This window comes from Kurthia sp. ISK08, from assembly GCF_046159805.1.
In the GTDB taxonomy this organism is placed as follows: domain Bacteria; phylum Bacillota; class Bacilli; order Bacillales_A; family Planococcaceae; genus Kurthia; species Kurthia gibsonii.
The window spans coordinates 280,190-305,469 of sequence record NZ_JBJXHL010000003.1 but is presented as its reverse complement, the minus strand read 5'-3'; the positions used below and the strand labels follow the sequence as shown (position 1 = coordinate 305,469).

Here is a 25,280-nt window from a genome sequence, read left to right as displayed (position 1 = left end):
AAGACATCTATGAAAACACTGATTAAATTAGGTTTACTAGCATCCATTAGTTTTGCACTTGTTGGATGCTCGGAAGAAAAAACTGCACCGGTTGAACAACAAACAACCGAGTCAACACAACAAGCAAATGACAATCAAAGTAACACACAAGAAAAACAATCTACTCAAAAAGAAGAAAACACAACATCTTCAAAAGATGAATTCAAAGGCTACAAATTAATCAAAGCGAATGCTTGTAATTTATCTGGGAGTCGTGAAGCAAATGTTGTAGTAGACATCGGCTTTGGAAATCGTGAGTATTGGGCATTTACAAACCAATATGGCCAATTAATTCGCGTCACTGCTAAAAAGATCACCTTACAAAATGATCGTACTGAACAAGTTACATCATCAGGAAGATACTGTAGAGACGAAGCGAAAGTTCCAGGTGTCGAACGTAAAGATTTAGACGAAGGACATGTCATTGCCGATTCACTTGGTGGTGTATCAAATGCTTATAACATTACACCACAAGATAGTACGCTAAACCGTCATGGTGACCAAGCCTATATGGAAGACGCGATTCGTAAAGCAGGTGGCGCAACAGATTTTGAAGCGATTATCACGTATCCAAATACGAAAACACAAATTCCTTCCCGTTATAAATACACATACACAATTAAAGGTAATCGCGTTGTAGATGAATATGCAAACGGTAATCCAGATAAGCGAAATGAAGAACTCGGTTTAACTAAAAAACAACCGACAACTTCTTCAAAACTACAAACAAAAGGTGATGTATCAGCTGTAGATACAGATGGTAACGGACAAGTCACAATTAAAGAAGCAAAAGCAGCTGGATTCAAAATGCCAATTACAAAAGATCACTGGCTATATCCTTATATGGATGACCGCGACGGTGACGGACTTGTAGGCGAATAAACTTCAAGTACGCTAGGTAATCAATCGATTACCTAGCGTATTTTTTATTTATCTCTTTACTTTTATATCACAAAGCGATATTATATATATCATAAAGTGATATATCAGGAGGTGATATATTGAAAAAAAATGAACAACTAACTGATTCAATGTTTTATATTATGTCTGCCTTAGCAAAGCCACGACATGGTTACGCGATGATGAATTTAATCGAAGAAACATCAAACGGTTTGATCACAATTGGCCCTGCTTCCATGTACACCATTATAAAAAAATTATTAAATAATCAATGGATTTATTTATTTGATGATTCCGATTCACGTAGAAAAGTATATACACTGACGGAGCAAGGACGCACCATTCTAAAGGAAGAAATTCAATTACGAAAACAGATGATTCAATTAGCTGAACAAGAAATGGAGGAAAGATGATAGTGAAAAAGAAATATATTATGTCCAATGGATTGGCTTTTTCGGAACAAAAAGATATGACACGTTTACATGAGTTATCCAAACAAGGATGGCATGTTAAAAAGTTTTCCTTTTTAGGTTATACACTTGAAAAAGGGACTGAGAAAGATTGGATTTATGAAATTGACTATCGTATATTAGAGGATGGTGATGACGAATACCTTGAACTTTTCAATCAGGCGGGCTGGTCACATGTTGATTCACAAGCAAATATTCATTTATTCAAAGCTGCCCCCGAAACAAAGTCACTTTATACCGATGATGCAACACAGGTTGAAAAATATAAAAGCTCTTTAAAACCGCTTCAAATCACGACTATTTCATTCATTCCTATTACATTTCTTAGTTGGTATTTATATGACCAGACAACACAAGTTTTACAACTATTTTTACTGATCTTCTCTATTTTACTAACTGTCTTGACGATCCCACTTGCTTGGACGACATTAGCTGCCACAAGTAATAAGTGGAAAGTCGAGCAAAAAAATTCGTTGGTTACTTTTTCTAAATGGATGCCATACCTGATTGTATTGTTAGCTGTAATAACACTATTTCTTTTTGAATCGCAACCACTACGCATTCTTAGTGCAGCTTGTATTGGTGGAATTGGCTGTATCCTTTTAATCTACGCGACTATGTCTTTGTTACACAAAATACGCAAAGCCTAAAACATTATTTGGAACTTCTTCCTTCTATTTTCGTTCTTAATCAAAATCGAAAGGAGTTGGATTATATGGGTTTTTGGTATTTTCTGATTTTATTGATGGGTGTTGTATTACTGATTACGGCTTTTCGAAAACAATGGATGCCTTCAAAAAAGTGGTTCGCTTCTTTAACAGGTGTCTGTATGATTGCTTTTTCAATTTTTATGTTCCAAGATGGTAGCGCTGAAATCATGCAACAATTACTCAATCAAATGAATATTTCTTTTTAATTATGAAAAACTTCTACAAATGATGTGGAGGTTTTTTATTTTACAAATTATGTTATAATCGAAGCAATCTATGAAAAAGGAGCGAATGAATATGACAGTCATTACTTGCATTACATCACCTAAAACGGAGGGTATGCACATTTAAGGAATGACGTATTCTCCGTATTGAAATGAATTTCATTCGGAGGTTACACATGACAACACCATCTATTTATTATGCTTTTACAAGTTCACGCGCATTTTGTTTACAAATTGTTTTCACTTTAAATATCATTTACTACGTTTCAGATGCACAACTGAATCCATTAGAGCTTGTTTTAATCGGGACAATTATGGAATTAGCCGTTTTACTGTGTGAGATTCCTACGGGATTAGTCGCTGATTTATTTGGTCGTAAAAAATCGATTATTATCGGGACAATCATCATTGGCTGTGCACATCTTTTAGAAGGAAGCATCCCCTCTTTTACAGCGATTGCGATTGCGGCTGCATTATGGGGAATGGGTTGGACATTTATTAGCGGTGCTGAAACTGCATGGATTGCAGATGAAATCACACCAGAACAGCTGGATCACACACTTTTAAATGGCGCAAAATTTAGTTCGATTGGTAGTTTTATCGGTATTCTAACAAGCGTAGCGATTGGTAGTCTATTTACGGTACAAATTGCCATCCTATTCGCTGGTGCCGTATTATTACTCATCGCTTTGCTCTCTATTTTTTGGATTCCTGAAACAAAGTTTGTACCCATCACACAAGGAAAGCAATCACACCTACATCACATGAAAATAGCACTACAATCGAGTTGGAATGTGATTCGATCTGACCGAACGCTTCTCTCTTTAGCAAGCATTACATTATTTATGGGTCTCGCTAGTGAAGGATTTGATCGTTTATGGGGCGCTCACTTCATTGAAAACTTCCAATTGAATGAGCATTACACCGTCTATTGGTTCGGCTTGTTCTATGCCCTCACATTCTTGCTCAATATTGGTTTACTCAAGTGGATGGAGCGTGTAGCTACTTCGCATTTTGCTCGTCTACTCATGTGGTTGAATACTTTGCTCATACTATTCATGATTTATTTCGCTTTTACAACACATTTTATAGTAGCTGTTGTACTTTATTTATGTGTTGCTTCACTACGAAATGTGAACTACCCTCTCATGAATATTATGATGAATAAACAACTAGAATCAAAAGGGCGCGCGACAACACTTTCCTTCTATGGACAAGTTGATGCTTTTGGTCAAGTAGCAGGTGGACCACTTGTTGGACTTATCGCACTTTATACGTCCATTGAAGGTGGATTGTTCGCATCTGCTCTACTTATCTTACCTACCATTTATTTTTTACGAATCATGCGAAAAAATGCATAATATGTAAGAGAGCTTCAGCGTATCTCCGCTGAAGCTCTTTTTAAATTATTTAGATTGTTTATTTGAAAAGCCTCTATTTTGTACTAACCAAATAATATATAAGAAAAAGCAAGAAAATAGTATTTTCAAAAGAAGATTAACGATTATGACATATTTTAATGTAAAATTTGAAAATCAATATACTGTAATAATGTCTGTTCTATTTTTGATATATCCTCTGCAAAAATACGCACCGTTAGGCAATCGGTTATGTAAAAAACAATACCCAGACCACTAAAAAATACAAGTGGAACACCACGAATTGCCATTTTAGCTAATTGTTTTAATTCACACCATTGTTCAATTTGTATAATACGATATGTCGCGTCCGTATGCCATACGTTCGCTTCTTCTAGCATGGACATATAAGCCTTATTGTCTTTTTTCCACCATTTTTTTATATTTAAGAGTTCCCAATTGCACTCTAAATTTGGCGTGCTATATAAAGGTTCTTTCAGAAACGGAAATTGTTTTAACCATTGAAAAAATACTTTTTCAAACGCCTTCCATTCTCTCGGCTTTAATTTACGTTTTGCATACGGATTTTTCACCGCATCAATTCCCCATGAGCGATAAAGGTCAGGAAAGTTCATATTCTCTAAGTATTTCGTAGGCATGCCAATTTTCAAATCTTGTTTGGGTTCTTGCTCAAACGAATAAAATTGATAGCCTTCTATTTGTTGTAAAAAATGCATTGTTTCAATTGTTTTCATGTCATATCCCTCAAATAATTAGTAGAAAAATTATAACATGAAATTACACAACCTTAAACATTTTCACTGTTTTCAGTAAGTGACCATCAAAGTCTTCTTCATATATTTCACGTACTTGAAAACCCTTCGCTTCGTAAAAACGTATGCCAATTTGATTGTCTTGTTCTACTTCTACCTCAATCATTTCTACACCAGCTACATCTTCATGAAGCTTTTGTAAAAAAGCTGTGCCAACTCCTTTTCCTTGTAGCGCCGGATGAATGTAAATTGCATATAGCGTAACCATACCATTTACTACAGGTGAGAAATGGGCAAAGCCTTCTACTGTTCCTTCTGTTTCAACTACATAAAAAAAGCCATGCTGTAAACGTTGTAATAAGCGAGATTCTTCATAAGCTTGTTGTAAAAAAGCATCTTGAATAGGACGTGGAATGATGCCCTCATAGGTTGTGTGCCATGTCTCCGCCGCCACTTGCTGCACAGATAAAACATCTTGTTCTGTCATATTTCGAATCATATACATCAGTTATGCACCCACTTCACTACAAATCTCAATATAATGTCCGTCTGGGTCTGCTATATAAGCAACTGTTTGTCCCCATGGTTTTGTTACAGGTTCTTTTATAATCTGTACGCCTTTTGCACGCAAGATATCGATTGTATGTGCAACATCTTCCACTGTAAATGCAACTTCAAATGTTGCTGTTTTTTCCGTTTCGTGTGGAACAATTAAGCCGATTTCTTCTCTTACAGAGTCTCGTGTATTGATTGCGAATGTCGTCTGTCCTGTATCAAACTCCACATATGTACCTTGTTGCATTTTAACGGATAATTGCAGCACATCTTTGTAAAACGTATAGGCTTGGTCAAAATCAGAGACGTATAAAATAATATAGCGTAATGTACAATTCAACATCATCATTCCTTTCTATTCATTTTATGGAATTATACGGATGTTTAAGTGGGATGTAAAGAGAAAAGGGGATGGGACATAAGTGTAAAAACACCATCCTACATGAGCATAAGAAAAACTGGAATCGCGCTATTGTGCGGTTCCAGTTTTTCGTTGTGAACTCTAAAAAAGGAAAATGAGCTGTTCTGTCCCATCCTCACTTTTACTTTATTTAATTTTGCCACCGAAAACAGGATAGATACTATCTTTTCCGTAGCTTTCGATTTTTTCGACTTGTTTTAAAGCTTCCATATCTGCTTCATTAATTTCAAAATCAAGTGCTGTATTTTCTTCCATATGTGTACGATCAGTTGATTTTGGAATAACCGATAGACCTAGTTGTAAATCATAGCGTAAGCAAAGCTGTGCTACAGATACACCGTAATGTTCTGCCATCGCTTGAAGACGAGGGTGTTGTAACACTTCCCCATGTCCTATTGGCGAATATGCCTCCACCAGAATATCGTGTTTTTGACAAAACTCGATTAATTCGAATGGTGTATTGGAAATATGCGCTAAAATTTGATTGACCATCGGCTTAATTTCACAACTCTCTAGCAAGTTTTCAATATCATCTTGCAGGAAGTTACATAAGCCAATCGCTTTCACTTTTCCTTCTTTATAAGCATCTTCCATCGCACGCCATACTTCTTTATTTTCTTCAAAATAGCGATTTTCTTCGCGGAACTCTTTCCATGGTTGTGGGCTATGAATCAGTAGTAAATCGATATAATCGAGATTCATCTTTTTCAGCGAGCGGTCAATCGAACGGACAACACCGTCATATTTTTTCGACTCTGCTCCCACTTTTGTGGCGATAAATAGTTCTTCTCGCGGAATACCACTTGCATGGATTGCTTCTGCCACACCACCTTCGTTCATATACGCTGGTGCTGTATCAATATGTCGATACCCCACCTCTAATGCGTCTGCAACGATTGGTGTGACCACATCGTTTTTAATAAGCCATGTTCCTAAGCCTACTTTTGGCATGTGTACACCATTTGATAATTTGTACTTTTCGTTAAACATCGTTCAATCTCCTTTTTGGTCGTCATTTTGAAAAGCATAACGAATAATGAATACGATACAACTAAAAATAAACAAATTTGAAGGTAATACCCATAGCTTATTATACGATAAGTCTTTATTTTCTGAAAATATAATGACTTTTACAATGTACGTGCTGCTTGTTTCTCAAATATCACTTGACCATCTACCATGGTGAAGACAACTTCATTGTGTAAAATATCACTTGGCTCAATTGTAAATAAATTTTGTTCAAAAACGACTAAATCTGCATACTTACCTACTTCAATCGTTCCTAATACATCTTCACTAAACGATCCATAAGCAGGCGCTTGTGTATAAGCACGCAATGTCTCTGCCATCGTCGTCTGTTCGCCTGTTCCCCATGTTTTTTGATTCGTCCGGTCCATTCGCGTTACAGCATGATAGATTTCGCGCATTGGCTCCATACTTACAACAGGAAAATCACTTCCATAAGCAAGTAATGCCCCCGCTTCTAATAATGTTTTTGAGTAGTAGGTTTGTTTAAATCGATCTTCACCCAAACGATCCACATAGACTTGTTGTTCTAATGCTGCAATATGATAAGGTTGCACAGACGCAATCACATCTAATTCTTTAAAACGCGGAATATCCTCTTGTTGAATACATTCAATATGTTCGATTGTATGGCGGGTTCCCATATGTCCATTCATACGACGCGCTTCTTCAAAAGCATCTAATGAAAATCTTACTGCTCCGTCACCAATCGCATGCAAACGAACACTGAACCTTTGTGCATCTGCTTCTACAATCCACTTCTTCATTTCTTCTAATGGATAAGTTGTTGTTCCTACATGTGGCTGATCGGCATATGGTTCTACCATGTACGCTGTATGCCCCGTAATAACACCATCCACAAATTGCTTTAAACCATTCATTTTAATTTTCGGATGTTGATAATCTGCTCTAAATTGATGCGCACGCGTTAAATTACCGTCCATTCTTGGTTGTAAAAAGACGCGTGCTGTTAATTCATTCATTTCTTCTAGCTTATAAAGTAACGAAAAATCATCGAGGTACTCAGAAAATGGTGCATACATATCATTCATCGATGTTACACCTAAACGGGCTGCTTCTTGAAAGAAAGTTTGAAGCATTGCTATTTTTTCATCATCTTTAAAATCATACGCCAATTGTTGGACTGCATCTTGTGCTTTTTCAACTAAAATCCCTGTTGCTTCTCCTTGTTCATCACGCAAAATTTCACCAAAACTTGGATTCGGTGTATCGTTTGTAATCCTTGCTTCACGTAAAGCTGCGCTATTCACCCAGCAATAATGACATTCTAAATGATTCAACAAAATTGGTTGATCTGGAAAATGTAAATCAAGCATCTCTTTTGTTGGTAATTGATCTTCTACCCAACTCCCGTTATCCCACCCAAATCCAATAATCCACTTCTTCGTATGATTTTTTGCATACGCTTTCACTTTTTCAATGACTTCTTCTGCTGAATTTGTATCATGTAAGGGGACACTAATCATCTGTAGTGCACCTGTGAATAGATGCAGGTGAAAATCATGTAGCCCAGGTGTAATTAATTGTTCACCGAAATCGAGTACTTCTTCTTCTCCCGTCAATGCTAAATCTTTTAATGTGGGTGCGACAGCTTGAATTTTCGCGCCGTCAATTAAAATGGCTGCTGGTTCTGGTTGATCTTGCAAACCTGTAAATACATTTTGACTAATGATGACTTTTTTCATTTATGATGCCTCCTCAAAGGATAAATCTAATTTTTTCATTCCTTTTACTTTCACAAGATAAATTAAATAACATACACCAATTGCTCCCCATGTAATCCCTAGAATTAATGAGTACACGTTGAGACTGATGATGAGATACAGTACAAATAATGCACCACAAGATGGGAGAATTAAATAAAGAATTGTACCTTTCACATCCCGTTTTTTCTGCTTTACATAATAGAATCCGATGACGGATAAATTCACGAATAAAAATGCAATCATGGCTCCAAAGTTAATAAAAGCTGTCGCCATTGTTAATGTCATAACAATCGACAATAAAGAAATCAATCCAACTAGTACTAAATTAAAGACTGGTGTTTGATATTTTGCATGTAATTTACTAAAAATGGCTGGTAACATACCATCACGCCCCATCGCATATAGAACACGTGATGCGCTAGATTGCGCCGCAAGACCTGATGCAAAACAGCCAATAAGCATACCCGCTAAAAAGAGGGATACGAATAAATTGCCCCCTACCATCGCTACCAATTCCATACCTGACGCATCTAAGTTTGAAAAATTCTGATAATTAGGTTGAACGCGTGCCGCAAAATAGGATACGACGATAAATACAGCTGTTCCAATTAACACAATCGCAAAGATCGCACGTGGAATCGTCTTTTTTGGATTGACAACTTCTTCCGCTAATGTTGTTACAGAATCGAAACCTAAATAAGAAAAACAAAGAAGTGATGCACCTGCCATTAGTAAGCCCAGATCAAAACCTGAATTAACAAAAGGCATCGTACTCCATAAGCTCTCACCATCATTTTGAAGGAAACGAATACTGAAAATTGTAAAAAGAATGACCACGATGAAGGCATATGCAAGTAATAAACTATTCACCCAAGACGCCATTTTCGTTCCACGAATATTAATGAATGTATTACACACGACAAGAATCAAAATCCACACCATCGCTGGAATAGAAGGAAAAACAGAGGATAAAAAGATGCTTGCAATCAAATAATTGACCATCGGAAGTAACATATAATCAGTTAATAATGCCCAACCGACTAAGAAACCAGCCTTTGAGTTAAAGGCTTTTTGTACATACGTATAAGCAGAACCTGAAATGGGAAAAGCTTTTACCATTTGAGCATAACTTAAGGCTGTAAAAGATAAGGCAATTGCTGCAAACAGATAAGCGAATGGAACACGCCCTCCTGTTACATCTGCCGCAATTCCATATGTTGTGAATACGGTTACAGGAGCCATTAAAGATAAGCCGAAAATGACTAGTTCAAAACCTGTTAATTGTCTTTTTAGTGAAACTTCTTGCATCACGTTCAACTCCATTTCATCTTATTTTCTTGTAGACATATTATGGATGAAATACATAAATAAGAAAAGAACCACATTTTAGAGAAAATAAGAACCAATACGAGAATTTAAAGTTATATGCATAGTGTAAATAAAAAAACATCGTAACCGATTACTCCGTTACGATGTTTTCATTATGTGAAATATAACGCTCTCACATCTGTATTTCCAAGTGACTGCCACTTAATTTGTTGGAAGGCATATTGGAAGCCAGCAGGTAAGTAATACTTCTGTTCGACTTGTTGCATACTTTCAGGTGTTTGATTGTATTGTTCATATAGTGTATGCTCTGAACCATCGCCTAATACACGCGCAGCATATAACTTGGCAATCGGCTGTAGCTCTGGCTTCTCCTGCCATGTAGCAGGACGATCTAGTAAACTATGTGCGATATGATTGATTGCATTTAGATGTATATATAACATGCCTGCAACATCATGTGGCAATGTTTTACGAACTTCACTTGGTAAACGTTTTAATGCTTGTAGCGCTTGTTCATCTTCATTTTGTAATAAGATTTGATCCATATGTAGCGTTAAGTGTGTCGCTGCCAAATGAAAACGAAGTGCAATCTCTCCGTCACCTTTTAAATAATAAATTTTCGCAATCGAATGTAATAGCCCTGCACTAATGCCCTGTTCTCGCTGATGGAGTTGATAATACTGTAATGCCTCATCAAATTGCTTTTTCTTTTTCGCTTGCATCGCTTGCTCTATTCTATTCATAAACTCCACTCCTCTATTTGTTCAGTATACTACGCTTTTAAATGAACGACATACTTCTTCACATAATCGACAAAAAAGGAACCGTAATTTATTCTACGGTTCCTTTTGATTTCTATTCTGCTTCTTCAGGTGGTTGTACTGTAATACGCACAATCGCACCGTCTGTTGCGGTATTCACTGCGGGTGAACCGTTTGATAGACGATCCGCATGGCGATATTGATCGGTTGAGATGACTTCGACAATCTCTTTTTCCGTCGCAATTTCTACCGTTGTACCACGTGCGACACGTAGAACTGCTTCAATACGATGTGGATTTGTTTTTAGTTCGCGCAATGTTTGAAGACCGCGTTTTGCACGTCCTGTCGGTTCGTATTCCTTAATCGACATCTTCTTCACTGAACCGCGTGTTGTAATGATGAGAACATCGCCTGCATCTTCTGGCGATACAATCGTTGTTGCGGCAATATAATCATCGTCTTTTAGATTAATTGCTTTAATACCTGCTGTTCGTACACTTGTTGGTGGTACTTCCTCTAGTGGGAAGCGTACGGCAAAACTCATATACGTTGTTAAGATGACATCTTGGTCCTCTGCTACGACATCTGCAAATTGTAATTCATCATCTTTTTTCAGATTTACTGCTTTGAATGGCTTATTATAACGTGTGACAAAGTACTCTTTTAAAAGTGTTCGCTTAATTTGACCATATTTTGAAACCGTCACAACATATAATGGTGCTTCGAAATCTTCGACGCCCACTACTCGGATAATGCGTTCTTCTGCATCTGTCACATTGACCAAGCTTGAAATATGTTGCCCTAAGTCTTTCCAACGAATATCTGGTAACTCGTGAATCGGTTGGAAAATATAATGTCCTTTGTTTGTGAAAAGAAGCACATGTTGTTGCGTATTCAATTGTTGTTTAAAGACAATTTCATCCGATTCCTTCATCGCAAAACCTTCGCCATTTGAAGATTTATATGAACGTAGACTCGTACGCTTCACATAGCCATCTTTCGTCACCGAAACGATGACATCTTCTGATGGAATTAATACATCCATGTTCAGTTTAATCTCTGCAATTTCTTCTTGAATAAGTGAACGACGATCTTCTTTAAAACGTTTACGAATATCAAGTAATTCTTTTTTCAAGACAGCCACAAGTGTTTTTTCATCTTGTAAAATGCCTTCTAATTCCGCAATGGTCGCATTCAATGTCGCTTCTTCTTCACGTAATTCCGTAATATCGGTATTCGTTAAACGATACAGTTGCAGCGATACAATTGCTTCTGCTTGTACTTCTGTAAAGTCGAATTTCGTCTCTAAATTATTTTTTGCATCTTTTTTATCTTTTGATGCACGAATCGCTTGAATAACTTCGTCTAAAATCGATAGTGCCTTCATCAGACCTTCTACAATATGTAGACGCGCGTGTGCTTTTCGTAAATCGAATTGGCTACGTTTCGTAATAATCTCTTTTTGGTGCTTGATATACGCATCTAACATCATCGGTAATGTCATCATCGTTGGACGACGGTCATGAATTGCAATCATGTTAAAGTTATAAGCTACTTGTAAATCCGTATTTTTAAAGAGATATTGTAAAATCGGTTCTGCTGGAATGTCACGACGCATCTCGATAACGATTCGCAAACCTTGACGATCCGATTCATCACGTACTTCTGCAATACCTTCTAAGCGCTTATCGACACGTAACTCATCTATTTTTTTCACAAGATTGGCTTTATTTACGTCGTATGGAATTTCATCAACGACAATTTGCTCTTTTGAACCTTTTAATGTTTCAATGCGTGTTTTGGCACGTACAACAATTTTACCACGACCTGTTTCATACGCTTTTTTAATCCCTGCCACACCTTGAATAATCCCACCTGTTGGAAAGTCAGGACCTGAAATAACTTTCATCAGTTCATCTACTGTGGCATTTTGATTTTTCAATCGCATGAGTACTGCATCAATCACTTCATGCAGTGCATGCGGTGGAATATCTGTCGCATAACCTGCCGAAATCCCTGTCGAACCGTTTACTAATAAGTTTGGGAAGCGCGCTGGTAATACAGTTGGCTCCATATCTTGGTCATCAAAGTTTGGAATGAAATCAACCGTCTCTTTTTGAAGATCGCGCAACATTTCACCTGCAATACTTGATAAACGTGCTTCTGTATAACGCATCGCAGCAGGTGAGTCCCCGTCTAACGAACCGTTATTCCCGTGCATCTCAACGAGTGGATGACGTGATTTCCAATCTTGTGATAGACGAACCATCGCTTCATAAACAGAACTATCGCCATGTGGGTGATAATTCGCAATTACATTCCCTACTGTTTTAGCAGATTTACGGAATGGTTTATCATGCGTATTATGATCCATAAACATCGCATATAAAATACGACGTTGTACAGGCTTCAATCCGTCACGAGCATCTGGTAATGCACGATCTTGAATAATATATTTACTATAACGACCAAATCGGTCACCAATAACCTCTTCTAAAGGCAGATCTTGAAATTGCTCTTTCTCTGTCATTTACAGATCCCCCTGCTCTTCATTTTTCTCGATAAATTCACTTTCTAAAATGTTGTCATCTTCTTCTAATCCGAAGTCAACATGTGTTTCAATCCAATTACGACGTGGCTCTACTTTATCGCCCATTAATGTCGCAACACCGCGCTCTGCACGTTCTAAATCGTTAATTTTCACACGAATTAATGTACGTGTTTCAGGATTCATCGTCGTATCCCATAACTGGTCAGCATTCATCTCACCAAGACCTTTATAGCGTTGTAAAACATAGCCTTTTCCGACTTTTTGAATTGCTTGATTTAATTCACGTTCTGTCCATGCATATTCAATGACTTCTTTACGTCCTGTACCTTTAGATACTTTATAAAGCGGTGGTAGAGCGATATAGACCTTCCCTGCTTCCACAAGTGGTCGCATGTAACGGAAGAAGAATGTTAATAATAATACTTGGATGTGCGCACCATCTGTATCGGCATCGGTCATAATGATGACTTTATCATACGCTGCATCTTCTACATTAAAGTCTGCACCAACACCCGCACCAACTGCATGAATGATCGTCGCAATTTCTTCGTTCTTCATAATGTCTTGTAATTTTGCTTTTTCAGTATTAATGACTTTACCGCGAAGTGGCAAAATCGCTTGGAATGAGCGGTCGCGCCCTTGTTTTGCTGAGCCACCCGCTGAATCTCCTTCGACTAAATACAGTTCATTTTTCGCCGCATTTTTTGATTGTGCTGGCGTTAACTTACCTGATAATAGCGTCGATTGCTTTTTATTCTTTTTGCCATTACGTGCATCTTCTCTCGCCTTACGTGCTGCTTCACGTACTTGTTGTGCGCGAATCGCTTTACGCACAAGCGATGTACTAAGCTCTGCATTTTCTTCTAGCATGTACATTAATTGTGTCGAGACGACTTGATCAACTGCACTACGCGCTTCGCTTGTACCTAGTTTTCCTTTTGTTTGTCCTTCAAACTGTAGTAAGCCTTCTGGGATTCGAACGGAAACAATCGCAGCTAGTCCTTCACGAATATCCGAGCCTTCTAGGTTCTTATCTTTTTCTTTTAATAAGCCTACTTTACGTGCATATTCGTTAAAAGCGCGCGTTAAAGCAGCTTTCGCACCTGTTTCGTGTGTACCACCATCACGTGTACGCACATTATTTACGAAAGATAGAATGGTTTCTGAATAACCGTCATTGTATTGGAACGCAAACTCCACTTCAATTTGGTCTTGTGTACCTTCTACATATTTGACTGGGTGTAGCACATCTTTTTCATCATTTAAATAGGCTACGAATGCTTCAATCCCGTTCTCATAATGATACACTTCATGTTTTTCTGTATTTTCATCAATTAATTCGATTTTTAACCCTTTTAATAAGAAAGCCGATTCACGTAATCGTTCTGCTAATGTATCGAAATTATATTTTGTAACGGAGAAAATCGTTGGATCCGGCTTAAAATGAACCAGTGTTCCTGTCTCTTTCGTTTTGCCTAGCTGTTCTAGCGTCGTGACAGGCGTTCCACCGTTTTCAAAACGCATTTGATACTTAGTACCTTCTCGGTAAATTGTTACTTCTAAAAACGACGACAGCGCGTTTACAACGGATGAACCTACACCATGTAGTCCTCCTGAAGTTTTGTAGCCACCTTGACCGAATTTACCACCTGCATGAAGTACAGTAAAGATAACCTCTGGTGTAGGCTTCCCTGTTTTGTGCATACCTGTAGGCATACCTCGACCGAAGTCGCGTACGCTGATGGATTGATCTTCATGTAGTGTGACGATAATGTGGTTACCGAAGCCTGCTAGCGCTTCATCAACTGCGTTATCGACGATTTCGTAAACGAGATGATGTAAACCTCTACTATCCGTCGACCCTATGTACATCCCTGGTCTTTTTCTTACTGCTTCAAGACCTTCAAGTACTTGAATATCATCTTCATTATAAGACGATAGTGTATTATTTTTCGTCAAAAAAAATCCTCTCCTAACACGAACATCTGTTTCGCTTTATTTAAGTCTAGTATGAACTTAGCGTTTCTGTCAACAGCATACAGGCTATATATCAGGCTTGATTATACACTAAATCATTGAATTTACAAATATAGCTAGCTACTGTTCAACGTTTTTTTACATAGCCTTCTTATTATAAGAGTAAATTTTGCTTTGTGGCAAACAGTTACTGTATTTTTATTGCGAAATAAACGATTTCAGCATAAACTGAAAACACCTACATTGTCTTATTGTTCCAAAAGCGTAAGCATGATAAAATATTATGACAATATATTAGTACCTGTAACTAAGAGAAAAAGAAGGAGCATTCAGATATGAATACCGCAATCGTCATTATTCTAGCCTATTTAATTGGCTCCATCCCATCTGGTCTATGGATTGGTCAACTGTTCTATAAAACGGACATTCGACAACATGGTAGTGGGAATCTAGGTGCTACAAACACATTTCGCGTACTCGGTAAAAAAGCCGGTGCTGTTGTCACAGTCATGGATATCTTAAAAGGAACGCTCGCTACGTTATTACCCACGTTTGCGATTCTTTCAAACAGTCATGTTCATCCGCTTGTAGCTGGTGTCATCGCTGTTGTCGGTCATATGTTCCCAATCTTCGCGAAATTCCGCGGAGGTAAAGCTGTCGCAACATCTGCGGGTGTGCTACTTGGTTATCACTGGCCCATCTTCGTCATTTTATTAATTGCTTTCTTACTTTGTTTAAAAGCATTTAAAATGGTGAGTCTTGCTTCGATGTTCGCCGCAGTCGTTGCATTCATTTATGGATTAACGTATGCTGTACTCGACCAAGAATATTTACTATTCGCTGTTGTCACAGCTCTTGCAACATTCGTTATTTATCGTCATCGCGCAAACATAAAACGTATCAAAGAGGGTACAGAACCTAAAGTAACGTGGATTTAAAATCAAAAGGAGTGTGCATGTATATGGAAATTTTGATTACAGATGAAGCAATCAAGTGGTTTCAAAAAGAGATGGACTTAGAGCCAGGCGCACATATTCGCTTCTTTGCTCGCTATGGTGGCTCAAATCCCTTCCATGAAGGTTATTCCATCGGCATGAATACAGATACACCGATTGACGCTGCTGTTGTCACTGAACAAGGCGGTTACCGCTTCTTCATCGAAACAGATGATCTCTGGTTCTTTGACGGACATGATTTTAAAGTAAAAGTCGACAATGACTTAGACGAACTATTATACGAATATGTTGACTAGAAGAATGGGTGCATACCCATTCTTTTTTGTTTGGGATTGGGACATTCGGGGGCGGAAATGGGGCATTCGCTGCTCGGTTCGGGACATTCGAGGGCGAAAATGGGTCACTCGCCCGAAAGACTAAATTGCTCCCTTTTTGTACTTTCTTCAAGACTTTTGAGTAATTCAATAGAACTTGATTTGACTAGGCTGGTGTGAATTCGAACATTCGACCCGCATTTTGGGAGATTCGATGAAGCTGTTGGGTCACTCGCTGCTCGGTTCGGGACATTCACTCGTCCAAACGGGACATTCGAGGGCGAAAATGGGTCACTCACCCAAAAGACTAAATTGCTCCCTTTTTGTACTTTCTTCAAGGCTTTTGAGTAATCAAAAGGACTTCAATCGACTAGTATAGTGTGAATTCGAACATTCGACCCGCATTTTGGGTCATTCGTCGAAGTGAACAGGTCATTCGCTACTTGGTTCGGGACATTCACTCGTCCAAACGGGACATTCGAGGGCGAAAACGGGTCACTCGCTGCTTGATTCGGGTCACTCACCCTACTACTTCATATAAAAAAACCAGAATGCGTTCATTCTGGTTTTTCTTCTGCGATTTCTAAGTAGCGTTCGTACCATGCTTTGTCGATTTTCATCATAGAAATTGGGCGGAAAGAGTCTTTTTTAACAACGATATGTTCTGTTGTTGCTGTTGCAGCAACTGTTCCATCTTCATGGAGTATCTCGTAACCGTAGACTGTACGTAAACGGTCCTGTGTTTTTACCCATGTGCGAATTTTAGCAGGCTTACCATAGCGCAGTGCAGCCTTGTAGGAAATGTTTACGTTCATAACAGGTGAAACATAGCCTGCGTCCTCTAACTCTGTTACAGAGAAGCCTAGGTCCTTAATTAGCTGTGTTCTGCCCATCTCTAGCCAGATGACATAGTTTGCGTGGTAGACAACACCCATTTGATCCGTTTCTGCGTAACGAATTTCAATCTCTTTTTCACTTATATACATGCTTTCTTCACCTCATGTAATAGTATATCAAAAAAATGGTTACGTTGTCGGCATAAAAAAAGACCTACCCGTTAAGGTAGATCTTTTCTCGGTTACGCAACATTATTTTGCAAGTTTGTTACGTAATACCATTTGTAGGATACCACCGTTACGGTAGTAATCTACTTCAACTTCTGAATCGAAGCGAGCTAGAGCTTGGAATTCTTTCACAGTACCGTCAGCTGCAGTAGCAGTTACAGTTAACATATCTTTTGGTTTTACACCTTCAGCGATATTTACTGAGAAGATTTCTTCACCAGTTAAGCCAAGTGTTTCAGCTGATTCGCCTGGAGCGAATTGAAGCGGAAGAACACCCATCATAACTAGGTTAGAACGGTGAATACGTTCGTATGATTCAGCGATAACTGTTTTAACACCTAAAAGGTTTGTACCTTTAGCTGCCCAGTCACGTGAAGAACCCATACCGTAATCTTTACCAGCTAATACTACTAAGCCAGTGTTGTTTTCAGCATATTTCATTGCTGCATCGTAAATGTACTCAACTTCACCTGTTGGCCAGTAAGTAGTGAAACCACCTTCTGTACCTGGAGCGATTTGGTTACGGATACGGATGTTAGCGAATGTACCACGCATCATTACTTCGTGGTTACCACGACGAGAACCGTAAGAGTTGAAGTTACGAGGTTCTACACCGTTTGCACGTAAGTATTGACCTGCTGGTGTTTCTTTACCAATTGCACCTGCTGGTGAAATGTGGTCAGTTGTGATTGAGTCACCAAACTTAGCTAAAACGCGTAAACCTTCAAGAGCAGAGATATCCTCTGGAGAAGCTGATAAGTTTTGGAAGAATGGTGGGTTTTGGATGTAAGTTGATTTCTCATCAAATGTGTAAAGAGTTGATGTAGAAGTTTCAATTGCATTCCAAGTTTCATTTGCATTGAATACAGTTTCATATTCTTTTTGGAATAATTCACGTGTAACAACTTTAGATAATACATCGTTGATTTCATCAGTTGATGGCCAGATGTCATCGAAGAATACGTCGTTGCCATCTTTATCTTTACCGAATGAATCTTTACGAAGGTCAACATCTACAGTACCTGCTAATGCGTAAGCAACAACAAGTGGTGGTGATGCTAAGTAGTTCGCTTTTACAAGTGGGTGAACACGGCCTTCGAAGTTACGGTTACCAGAAAGTACAGAAGTTACGAATAAATCGTTTGATTGGATCGCTTCTTCGATTTCTGGAAGTAAAGGACCTGAGTTACCGATACATGTTGTACAACCGTAACCTACAGTGTTGAAACCGATTTGGTCAAGGTATGATTGTAAACCTGAATCTTCTAAGTAACCAGTTACAACTTTTGAACCTGGTGCTAAAGAAGTTTTAACCCATTTAGGAACAGTTAAGCCTTTTTCAACCGCTTTTTTCGCAACAAGACCTGCAGCGATTAAAACGTATGGGTTAGATGTATTTGTACATGAAGTGATTGCAGCGATTCCTACAGCGCCTGCTGGAATTTCTACATCGCCTTCAGCAAATTTAGCTGCTGCTGTTTTAGAGAACTCATCTTCAGTTAAACCGAAGCCTTGTACGCCAGATGGAGCAACTACTGCTTCATGGTAACGAGATTTCATTTCAGTTAATGGAATTAAATCTTGTGGACGTTTTGGACCAGAAAGGTTTGGTTCAATTTGTGCAAGATCGATTTCCACTACGTCAGTGTAATCTGGCTCTAAGTTTGCATCGAAGAACATATCGTTCGCTTTTAAGTAAGCTTCAACTACTGAAATGTGCTCTTCTTCACGGCCTGTTAAGCGCATGTAGTTAAGAGATTCTTCATCAATTGCGAAGAAACCACAAGTAGCACCGTATTCAGGAGCCATGTTTGAAATTGTAGCACGGTCAGCTAATGGAAGTGCTGGTACGCCAGGTCCGAAGAACTCAACGAATTTACCAACAACGCCTTTTTTACGTAACTCTTGCGTTACTTTAAGCGCTAAGTCTGTAGCTGTTGTACCTGATGGAAGTGTACCAGTAAGTTTTACACCGATAACTTCAGGAATTGGGAAGTAAGAAGGTTGTCCAAGCATACCTGCTTCTGCTTCGATACCACCAACGCCCCATCCAAGTACGCCGATACCGTTGATCATTGTAGTATGAGAGTCAGTACCTACTACTGAATCTGGGAATGCTTCGAATGAACCGTCTTCGTTCTTGTTCACGTGTACAACTGGTGCTAAGTACTCTAAGTTAACTTGGTGTACGATACCTGTTGCTGGTGGTACAGCACGGAAGTTATCGTATGCAGTTTGAGCCCATTTTAGGAAGTTGTAACGTTCTGCGTTACGTTCGAATTCTAGATCCATGTTCGCTTGTAATGCTTGAGCATTACCGTATTTGTCTACTTGTACTGAGTGGTCAATTACAAGGTCAACTGGGATTGCTGGGTTGATTTCGTTACCGTCGCCACCCATGTCGTTCATTGCTGTACGTAGAGAAGTTAAGTCAACTACTACTGGTACACCAGTGAAATCTTGTAATACTACGCGAGATGGTTTGAAAGGTACTTCAGCGTTTGCATCTGATCCTTTACCCCATTTTGCTAAGTTATCTACGTGATCTTCTTTGATTACGTATCCGTCATATTGACGTAAAACTGATTCTAATAAAATTCTGATTGAATAAGGAAGGCGTTTGATGTTTGCTACGCCAGCTTCTTCAATTGCACCTAAACGGTAGAAGTTGTAAGTCTTGCCGTTTACTTCGAATGAAGAGCGACTGTTATGCAAGTTAGTGTTTGCCATTTGTTCGGTTCCCCCTCTAATTTAACTAATATAAAAAGGCTTTTTCATGAGCCACTTTTCTCCAACACCAATGATATAAGATGCCTGCACATAAGTAAATAACATTAAAATTATACTTTATGATAAGCAAAAGTTATGACCTTATTATTCAATAAAGCGCATTCGTTCCTCTTTTGTTAGGATTCGACATTTTTTGCTTACTGGTGATAATTTTTGTCTATTTTGTGCAACAAGTTGATAAAGTGTATTGCGGACACTTTTCGGTATAAATTGCCCTATTTTCGCCAAAGAATAAGGAAAAGAAAGTGTTGACGCTACTTTAATCACAGCATCTGATTGTGTAAAAATGCGTTGATTGTCTAAAACAACCACTGAATTTAAATCTTTTGTCAGCGCTTCTGGCAAATGTTTTTTAGCGAAATCGCTTTGCAAGGAAGCAAAATAAAAGGTAGGTAGTTTTTCATGTTCTAAAACGAGCTGTACCGACCACTGACAAAAACCACAGGTTCCGTCGTAAAAAAGAATGGGTTGATTCATTATATCAAAGCCTCTTTTCTGGTTGGAGACAGATTTGCCTCACTATTCTTATTATGGAATTCTTTATATGCTGTTGTCAATTTTTATCCATATAAAAAAGAAACCTCATTGCTGAGATTTCATTTTCTTCTATTTTAAGTATTATGAGCGCAAGAATGTCTCGCTCGATATGTTTGCTGTTGAATGATTTACGCATGTAGCAATCGTATGCAGTGTAATCTTTTCAAAAGCTGCTAAACTCTTTTCTAATGCTGTCGCTGTAAATGGAATCAGTTGTCCTTGTACATAGACTTGAATTAAGGCGCGCGGTGTTTCAAATAAAATCGTATCTCCATGAACATGAATGATTTTAAACCCATAGTGATGCATGCCATCGTCATCAACTAAAATGCTACGACGAAAATCTTCTTCCTCTTCTTGGTCATCTGCTACGATTTTTTCCACCATATAATTCGGTTGTGTTTCACTACCACCATTACGTAAAAACCAAATTTCTGCATTGATAATATTATCACCTAGCATGTATTGGTGGTTAATATAATCTAAAAAGTCAGCTAATTTAACATTCGGAGCTAAATTTTTCATGCGATAACCATTTCCAAGCTCAAGTATGTTATCCGCTTCATTTAATATTAACTTATCCGCATTATAGCGTGTTTTGCCAAAAGTAATTTTCAACATCTTCTATTACATCCTCCATTAACTTACGAATCACACTATATTATACACCGTTTGGAAATTAAAAGTGGCTTATTTTTTTAAAACTTCTTCCATGTAATCATGCAATTTCGTCAAATCTGTTAGATGTGCATTACATACTTCACTATCTTTACAGATTAAATGACTAATCGTTTTATAATAGTCGGGGTTTTTCGGATCGCGTGCGTGGGTCTTCGCTGTGAAATAGACCACCTCATTCGTACATCCACAAAACGCACAAATATTCTTTTGATGCTTATCGATAAAATGTCCTGCAATCGCACATAATTCACCCGCTATTTCTGCCACGATAACTTTTTGATGTGAACGTACATCATCAAAACCTAAATAACTACGCTTCGTATTCGCCGCTAATTCTTCTGGCACTTTTAACTTCTTATACTTTGGTAGTAATTTTTTTAGTTCAGCAAGTGTCACAACGGGAAAATCAAGTTCACACGCTTTGATTTGTTCGAGGTACATCTCGTTATTTTCATAACGTGTAAAATCAATTAGTTGGCGCTGTTCTTCTGTTAATTGTATAAATTGTGCTTCAATTTTAAAGTGAGCTTCTTCCGTCAATGCACGCATTACACTTTTCGGTAAATGTTTTTGCTGACCGTCTATAATCTGTTTCATCTGTTTTTCAATGAAGATCACTTGATCATGTCGAATAAATGGTTCCATTTTGACTCCCTCATTTCTATAGTCAAAGTATAAAACGTAACCAACGTAATGACGAGTGGGTAAAATCATTTGAATGATTTTTTCCCTTTTTGATAAATAATTTTGCGAATCGTTTCAACCGATAGATAGTACTGTTGCGCCAATTGTTCCTTTGTAGCACCTTGCGCATACGCTTTACAAATAGCTTCATTTCGTTCATATAACGCTTTTCTGCTACCACTCTTTTCTCCCCAGCGCTTCGGCTCATCTTTTCTCGGAATATAGAGTGTTTGCCCTTGTACATATTGTTGAATTTCTTTCATTAATTTCTCTGGTAAAATTTCTTTTGCGTTTTGATAACTCATGCTTTTGGCTCCTTATATTGTCATCTCTAAGGGCAAAACCATTCATTAAAAACACAAAGCTTGCGATGTGGAATTATTCACCCCATGCAAAGAATCGCACTTTTAAGAAAGGCTTTGCATGAGTTTTTGAAATAATCGATGAAGAAATCATCTAACAAGCACCTCCTTTTCGTCTTTATTATCGTAACGCAAAAAGAAAAATCCCTCCATTATAAAATAGAGAGATTTTTTAATTTTTACTGATCTGATACGACAATGTACGTTGCGTAAATCGGACCATGTACACCTACGACTAAGTCCATTTCGATATCAGCTGAGTTACTTGGACCTGATACGAAATCAACAGCTGCAGGTAATGTTTTGCCCGCTTCCACGAATTCACGTTCCATTTCTTGTACAGCCTGTGTAATACGAGGGCGAAGTGTACTCTTTTTAACAATCGCAATAAAAGCGTTCGGTAATAACCCAACTGCCTTTCCTTGTCCTTCTGCTGAATATAAAACAACCGTTCCTGATTCAGCAAGTGCATATTCAGCAAACACAATCCCAATATTCGAATCGTTCGTGCGCTCGAAGTTTTCTGTACGACTAAGACCTGAATCCCATACATGTACGCGTAATCCTTCTTCTACCCACTGTTTTTCATATAATTCGTCTAAACCGAGCTTTTGGAAGCGTTCATCATTCCATAGAGCAACGGATTCGCCGCCATGTTGTTTAACAGCTTCATCGACTGCCTTCTTCACGTCACCTGATGACACTTCTACAACATTTGTATTATTTAAACGACCACATTGTTCCACAAATGCCGGCATCAGCTCATCAATGGATAAATGCGATAGTTTTTTTTCTTCTGGCTTATGTTGCCAATTACGCACAGGCTTTTGTGTAGGCGAAAAAGGTCGGTTTAAGGATGTAGCAATCTTTTCTAAAAATTTCTCACGATTTTGAATCATTTATTTTCCGCCTTTCTTTTCACGCTTATCAAACCAATCACGTAACTTTTCACGTTCCACAACAGGGAAGTCTCGAATATCCGTCCAATCTTTCAGTGGACCGACACCTTTTGAAATCATTTGATCTTTTGACAATGGTTTCATCACTGCTGCCGCAATTTTCGTACCTACATTAAATAATGTGCTATTTGAAGCACCGACACTAAAGCCTTTCATCATAAGACCTTCTGAAACAGGTGCGCGTCCTTCTTTTTCGACGATGACTTGACGATGTTTAAGTAGCAATTCATGTAGTGGAATTTTAACAGGACAAGCATCTGTACATGCACCGCATAGAGATGAGGCATATGGTAGTTCTTTAAAATCATCATATCCCGCAAGAAGTGGTGTTAAAACAGCTCCAATTGGGCCCGAATAAATCGAGTTATACGAGTGCCCTCCAATATGGCGATACACAGGACAAACATTAACACATGCTGCACAGCGAATACATTGTAAAACCGACTTGAATTCGCCAGCTAAAATATCTGAACGCCCATTATCTAAAATGACTAAATGGAATTCTTCTGGACCATCAACATCTTCTGCACGTTTTGGACCTGTAATAACATTCACATATGATGTTAATTTTTGCCCTACTGCGCTACGTGTCAGCATATTAACGAGTACTTCCATCTCCTCTAAACTCGGTACAATACGCTCCATACCCATAACAGCAATTTGCGTTTTTGGAATGGTTGTCACAAGTCCCGCGTTCCCTTCATTTGTAACGAGTGAGATGGAACCTGAATCAGCAATCGCAAAATTACAGCCTGTAATGCCGACTTCTGCTTGCATATAATCATCACGTAAAATTGTACGAACGAATCGTGCTAAATCTTTGGCATCAGCTGAACCGTCTTCTGGATAACCGAGCTTTTTAACGAATACTTCTTTGATTTGGAAACGATTTTTATGAACAGATGGTGCGACAATATGAGATGGCTTATCGTGATCATCTAATTGTAAAATATACTCCCCTAAATCTGTTTCAAGTACGGTACAGCCTATTTCTTCTAATGCTTCATTCAGGCTAATCTCTTCTGTTACCATCGACTTTGATTTTAAAACGCGTGTTGCTTGTTGTTTTTGAACAACCGATTGGATGTAAGCATTCGCTTCTTCTGGTGTTTGCGCAAAGAAGACATGACCTCCTGCTTTTTCAACATTTTCAGAGAGTTCATATAAGTAGTAGTCGAGATTATCGAGAACGTGTTGACGTATTTCTTCGCCATGTTTACGCCACTCTTCCCAATCGCCTAGCTCGTCTACTGCTTTTAAACGTCCACCATGTAGACGGTTTTGTGCTGATGTAACTGCACCGCGCATGAAGTCACGTTCTAAATTTGTATTCACATTATCTTTGAATGCATTGTCATTATATTTAATCGCCATGAAAATCCCCCCTTATGCTTGTTGATTTAAGATTTCAGCAATGTGAATCGTCTTAATTTTTTCGCCGCGACGATGCATACGTCCGCCAATATTCATTAAACAACCGCCATCTGCACCAACTAAATATTCAGCCTCTGTTTCAATCGCTGAATCGACTTTTTCATCTACCATTTGCTCTGAAATATTACCCATTTTCACTGAGAATGTTCCGCCAAATCCACAGCAATTATAGCTATATGGTAATGGAATGAATTCTAAGCCCTTCACATTATTTAATAATGTAAACGGTGCGTCTTTCACACCGAGTAGACGTGTCATATGACATGATGGATGGTATGTGATTTTGTGGTTGAATGTTGCGCCAACATCTTCTACTTTTAAAACATTCACAATAAAATCGGTTAATTCATATGTTTTATCCGCTACGATTTGTGCTTTTTCAGCATAAGCTGAATCGTCTTTAAAAACATGTGGATATTCTTTAAACATCGTGGCACATGAACCAGATGGTGTAACAATCACTTCTGCATCTAAAAATGTATCAATCATTTTACGCATCGGTTCTTTTGCTTTTTCAACATAACCTGAGTTATAAGCTGGTTGACCGCAACACACTTGCGAACGCGGAAACTCAATCTCACACCCGAGTCTTTCTAATAATTCGACAGTTGCCTTCCCTACATTGGTTTGAAATGTATCGACAAGACATGTCGCGAACAATGATACTTTCATTGGTCA

25 protein-coding genes are annotated in these 25,280 nt (G+C 38.3%); 7 read left to right on the top strand and 18 right to left on the bottom strand.

Translation table 11 applies throughout. The annotated features are described in order from the left end of the window. Positions 1-9: 9 nt before the first annotated feature. The 5 genes from ACKVQX_RS08135 (at position 10) to ACKVQX_RS08115 (ending at position 3,704) form a co-directional block, all read left to right on the top strand. On the top strand, positions 10-921 hold the full coding sequence (locus ACKVQX_RS08135) for a DNA/RNA non-specific endonuclease (RefSeq protein WP_409136187.1): 912 nt from the start codon (positions 10-12) through the stop codon (positions 919-921). 119 nt (positions 922-1,040) lie between these two features. Further along, positions 1,041-1,352 carry a PadR family transcriptional regulator gene (locus ACKVQX_RS08130; RefSeq protein ID WP_087680691.1) on the top strand — a complete coding sequence of 104 codons (312 nt, stop codon included), beginning with the start codon at positions 1,041-1,043 and terminating at the stop codon, positions 1,350-1,352. Then, entirely contained in the window at positions 1,349-2,059 is a 711-nt protein-coding gene (locus ACKVQX_RS08125; protein WP_409136186.1) for a DUF2812 domain-containing protein, read from the top strand. Before ACKVQX_RS08130 ends, ACKVQX_RS08125 begins: the two co-directional genes overlap by 4 nt. 65 nt (positions 2,060-2,124) lie before the next feature. Then, positions 2,125-2,325 carry a hypothetical protein gene (locus ACKVQX_RS08120; RefSeq protein WP_087680687.1) on the top strand — a complete coding sequence of 67 codons (201 nt, stop codon included), beginning with the start codon at positions 2,125-2,127 and terminating at the stop codon, positions 2,323-2,325. Between the two features lie 194 nt (positions 2,326-2,519). Beyond that, on the top strand, positions 2,520-3,704 hold the full coding sequence (locus ACKVQX_RS08115) for an MFS transporter (protein WP_409136185.1): 1,185 nt from the start codon (positions 2,520-2,522) through the stop codon (positions 3,702-3,704). A gap of 155 nt (positions 3,705-3,859) precedes the next feature. Here ACKVQX_RS08115 and ACKVQX_RS08110 read toward each other — a convergent pair whose 3' ends face one another. The 9 genes from ACKVQX_RS08110 to parE form a co-directional block, all read right to left on the bottom strand. Beyond that, entirely contained in the window at positions 3,860-4,456 is a 597-nt protein-coding gene (locus ACKVQX_RS08110) for a hypothetical protein (RefSeq protein WP_087680684.1), read from the bottom strand. A 43-nt stretch (positions 4,457-4,499) separates the two neighbouring features. Next, complete coding sequence (locus tag ACKVQX_RS08105; RefSeq protein ID WP_087680683.1) at positions 4,500-4,982, bottom strand: GNAT family N-acetyltransferase; 483 nt, start codon at positions 4,980-4,982, stop codon at positions 4,500-4,502. After that, on the bottom strand, positions 4,983-5,369 hold the full coding sequence (locus tag ACKVQX_RS08100) for a VOC family protein (RefSeq protein WP_409136184.1): 387 nt from the start codon (positions 5,367-5,369) through the stop codon (positions 4,983-4,985). Between the two features lie 207 nt (positions 5,370-5,576). After that, the gene (locus ACKVQX_RS08095; protein ID WP_409136183.1) at positions 5,577-6,440 is read right to left on the bottom strand and encodes an aldo/keto reductase; all 864 of its coding nucleotides are present in this window, start codon (positions 6,438-6,440) and stop codon (positions 5,577-5,579) included. 140 nt (positions 6,441-6,580) lie between these two features. Then, entirely contained in the window at positions 6,581-8,182 is a 1,602-nt protein-coding gene (locus ACKVQX_RS08090; RefSeq protein WP_409136182.1) for an amidohydrolase, read from the bottom strand. Next, positions 8,183-9,511: an APC family permease gene (locus ACKVQX_RS08085; protein WP_409136181.1), complete on the bottom strand. Its 1,329-nt coding sequence runs from the start codon at positions 9,509-9,511 to the stop codon at positions 8,183-8,185. A 173-nt stretch (positions 9,512-9,684) separates the two neighbouring features. Next, positions 9,685-10,275, bottom strand: coding sequence for a hypothetical protein (locus tag ACKVQX_RS08080; protein ID WP_087680677.1), 591 nt, complete (start codon positions 10,273-10,275; stop codon positions 9,685-9,687). Between the two features lie 112 nt (positions 10,276-10,387). Continuing rightward, positions 10,388-12,823, bottom strand: coding sequence for a DNA topoisomerase IV subunit A (parC, locus tag ACKVQX_RS08075; protein ID WP_068453541.1), 2,436 nt, complete (start codon positions 12,821-12,823; stop codon positions 10,388-10,390). Next, positions 12,824-14,803 carry a DNA topoisomerase IV subunit B gene (gene parE, locus ACKVQX_RS08070; RefSeq protein ID WP_068453543.1) on the bottom strand — a complete coding sequence of 660 codons (1,980 nt, stop codon included), beginning with the start codon at positions 14,801-14,803 and terminating at the stop codon, positions 12,824-12,826. Positions 14,804-15,156: 353 nt separating this feature from the next. On the opposite strand from parE, the gene plsY reads away from it, so the two are divergent. Then, positions 15,157-15,759: a glycerol-3-phosphate 1-O-acyltransferase PlsY gene (gene plsY, locus ACKVQX_RS08065; RefSeq protein ID WP_068453545.1), complete on the top strand. Its 603-nt coding sequence runs from the start codon at positions 15,157-15,159 to the stop codon at positions 15,757-15,759. Positions 15,760-15,782: 23 nt separating this feature from the next. Continuing rightward, positions 15,783-16,073, top strand: coding sequence for a HesB/YadR/YfhF family protein (locus ACKVQX_RS08060; protein ID WP_068453547.1), 291 nt, complete (start codon positions 15,783-15,785; stop codon positions 16,071-16,073). Between the two features lie 575 nt (positions 16,074-16,648). Here the strand turns inward: ACKVQX_RS08060 and ACKVQX_RS08055 are convergent. The 9 genes from ACKVQX_RS08055 to ACKVQX_RS08015 form a co-directional block, all read right to left on the bottom strand. Then, complete coding sequence (locus tag ACKVQX_RS08055) at positions 16,649-17,077, bottom strand: thioesterase family protein (protein WP_068453549.1); 429 nt, start codon at positions 17,075-17,077, stop codon at positions 16,649-16,651. A gap of 102 nt (positions 17,078-17,179) precedes the next feature. Beyond that, positions 17,180-19,885 carry an aconitate hydratase AcnA gene (gene acnA, locus ACKVQX_RS08050; RefSeq protein ID WP_409136180.1) on the bottom strand — a complete coding sequence of 902 codons (2,706 nt, stop codon included), beginning with the start codon at positions 19,883-19,885 and terminating at the stop codon, positions 17,180-17,182. 144 nt (positions 19,886-20,029) lie between these two features. Continuing rightward, a complete protein-coding gene (locus ACKVQX_RS08045; protein ID WP_068453553.1) occupies positions 20,030-20,422 on the bottom strand; it encodes a thiol-disulfide oxidoreductase DCC family protein in 393 nt (130 codons plus the stop codon). 141 nt (positions 20,423-20,563) lie between these two features. Beyond that, complete coding sequence (locus ACKVQX_RS08040) at positions 20,564-21,103, bottom strand: hypothetical protein (protein WP_068453554.1); 540 nt, start codon at positions 21,101-21,103, stop codon at positions 20,564-20,566. Between the two features lie 69 nt (positions 21,104-21,172). After that, positions 21,173-21,808 (bottom strand): FusB/FusC family EF-G-binding protein, encoded by a 636-nt coding sequence (locus tag ACKVQX_RS08035; RefSeq protein ID WP_068453556.1) that lies wholly within the window; start codon positions 21,806-21,808, stop codon positions 21,173-21,175. A 65-nt stretch (positions 21,809-21,873) separates the two neighbouring features. Continuing rightward, a complete protein-coding gene (locus ACKVQX_RS08030; protein ID WP_068453558.1) occupies positions 21,874-22,152 on the bottom strand; it encodes a CD3324 family protein in 279 nt (92 codons plus the stop codon). Between the two features lie 236 nt (positions 22,153-22,388). Next, positions 22,389-23,108 (bottom strand): lactate utilization protein C, encoded by a 720-nt coding sequence (locus ACKVQX_RS08025; RefSeq protein ID WP_068453560.1) that lies wholly within the window; start codon positions 23,106-23,108, stop codon positions 22,389-22,391. Then, positions 23,109-24,542: a LutB/LldF family L-lactate oxidation iron-sulfur protein gene (locus ACKVQX_RS08020; protein ID WP_068453562.1), complete on the bottom strand. Its 1,434-nt coding sequence runs from the start codon at positions 24,540-24,542 to the stop codon at positions 23,109-23,111. Between the two features lie 12 nt (positions 24,543-24,554). Continuing rightward, entirely contained in the window at positions 24,555-25,274 is a 720-nt protein-coding gene (locus ACKVQX_RS08015) for a (Fe-S)-binding protein (RefSeq protein WP_068453564.1), read from the bottom strand. Positions 25,275-25,280 lie beyond the last annotated feature (6 nt).

Bases quoted from the DNA above. Each gene is read 5' to 3' on its own strand.
- ACKVQX_RS08135 (WP_409136187.1), top strand. From the start codon at position 10: ATGAAAACACTGATTAAATTAGGTTTACTAGCATCCATTAGTTTTGCA.
- ACKVQX_RS08125 (WP_409136186.1), top strand. From the start codon at position 1,349: ATGATAGTGAAAAAGAAATATATTATGTCCAATGGATTGGCTTTTTCG.
- ACKVQX_RS08120 (WP_087680687.1), top strand. From the start codon at position 2,125: ATGGGTTTTTGGTATTTTCTGATTTTATTGATGGGTGTTGTATTACTG.
- ACKVQX_RS08115 (WP_409136185.1), top strand. From the start codon at position 2,520: ATGACAACACCATCTATTTATTATGCTTTTACAAGTTCACGCGCATTT.
- ACKVQX_RS08110 (WP_087680684.1), bottom strand. From the start codon at position 4,456: ATGAAAACAATTGAAACAATGCATTTTTTACAACAAATAGAAGGCTAT.
- ACKVQX_RS08095 (WP_409136183.1), bottom strand. From the start codon at position 6,440: ATGTTTAACGAAAAGTACAAATTATCAAATGGTGTACACATGCCAAAA.
- ACKVQX_RS08090 (WP_409136182.1), bottom strand. From the start codon at position 8,182: ATGAAAAAAGTCATCATTAGTCAAAATGTATTTACAGGTTTGCAAGAT.
- ACKVQX_RS08085 (WP_409136181.1), bottom strand. From the start codon at position 9,511: ATGCAAGAAGTTTCACTAAAAAGACAATTAACAGGTTTTGAACTAGTC.
- ACKVQX_RS08080 (WP_087680677.1), bottom strand. From the start codon at position 10,275: ATGAATAGAATAGAGCAAGCGATGCAAGCGAAAAAGAAAAAGCAATTT.
- parC (WP_068453541.1), bottom strand. From the start codon at position 12,823: ATGACAGAGAAAGAGCAATTTCAAGATCTGCCTTTAGAAGAGGTTATT.
- plsY (WP_068453545.1), top strand. From the start codon at position 15,157: ATGAATACCGCAATCGTCATTATTCTAGCCTATTTAATTGGCTCCATC.
- ACKVQX_RS08060 (WP_068453547.1), top strand. From the start codon at position 15,783: ATGGAAATTTTGATTACAGATGAAGCAATCAAGTGGTTTCAAAAAGAG.
- ACKVQX_RS08055 (WP_068453549.1), bottom strand. From the start codon at position 17,077: ATGTATATAAGTGAAAAAGAGATTGAAATTCGTTACGCAGAAACGGAT.
- acnA (WP_409136180.1), bottom strand. From the start codon at position 19,885: ATGGCAAACACTAACTTGCATAACAGTCGCTCTTCATTCGAAGTAAAC.
- ACKVQX_RS08045 (WP_068453553.1), bottom strand. From the start codon at position 20,422: ATGAATCAACCCATTCTTTTTTACGACGGAACCTGTGGTTTTTGTCAG.
- ACKVQX_RS08040 (WP_068453554.1), bottom strand. From the start codon at position 21,103: ATGTTGAAAATTACTTTTGGCAAAACACGCTATAATGCGGATAAGTTA.
- ACKVQX_RS08035 (WP_068453556.1), bottom strand. From the start codon at position 21,808: ATGGAACCATTTATTCGACATGATCAAGTGATCTTCATTGAAAAACAG.
- ACKVQX_RS08030 (WP_068453558.1), bottom strand. From the start codon at position 22,152: ATGAGTTATCAAAACGCAAAAGAAATTTTACCAGAGAAATTAATGAAA.
- ACKVQX_RS08025 (WP_068453560.1), bottom strand. From the start codon at position 23,108: ATGATTCAAAATCGTGAGAAATTTTTAGAAAAGATTGCTACATCCTTA.
- ACKVQX_RS08020 (WP_068453562.1), bottom strand. From the start codon at position 24,542: ATGGCGATTAAATATAATGACAATGCATTCAAAGATAATGTGAATACA.
- ACKVQX_RS08015 (WP_068453564.1), bottom strand. From the start codon at position 25,274: ATGAAAGTATCATTGTTCGCGACATGTCTTGTCGATACATTTCAAACC.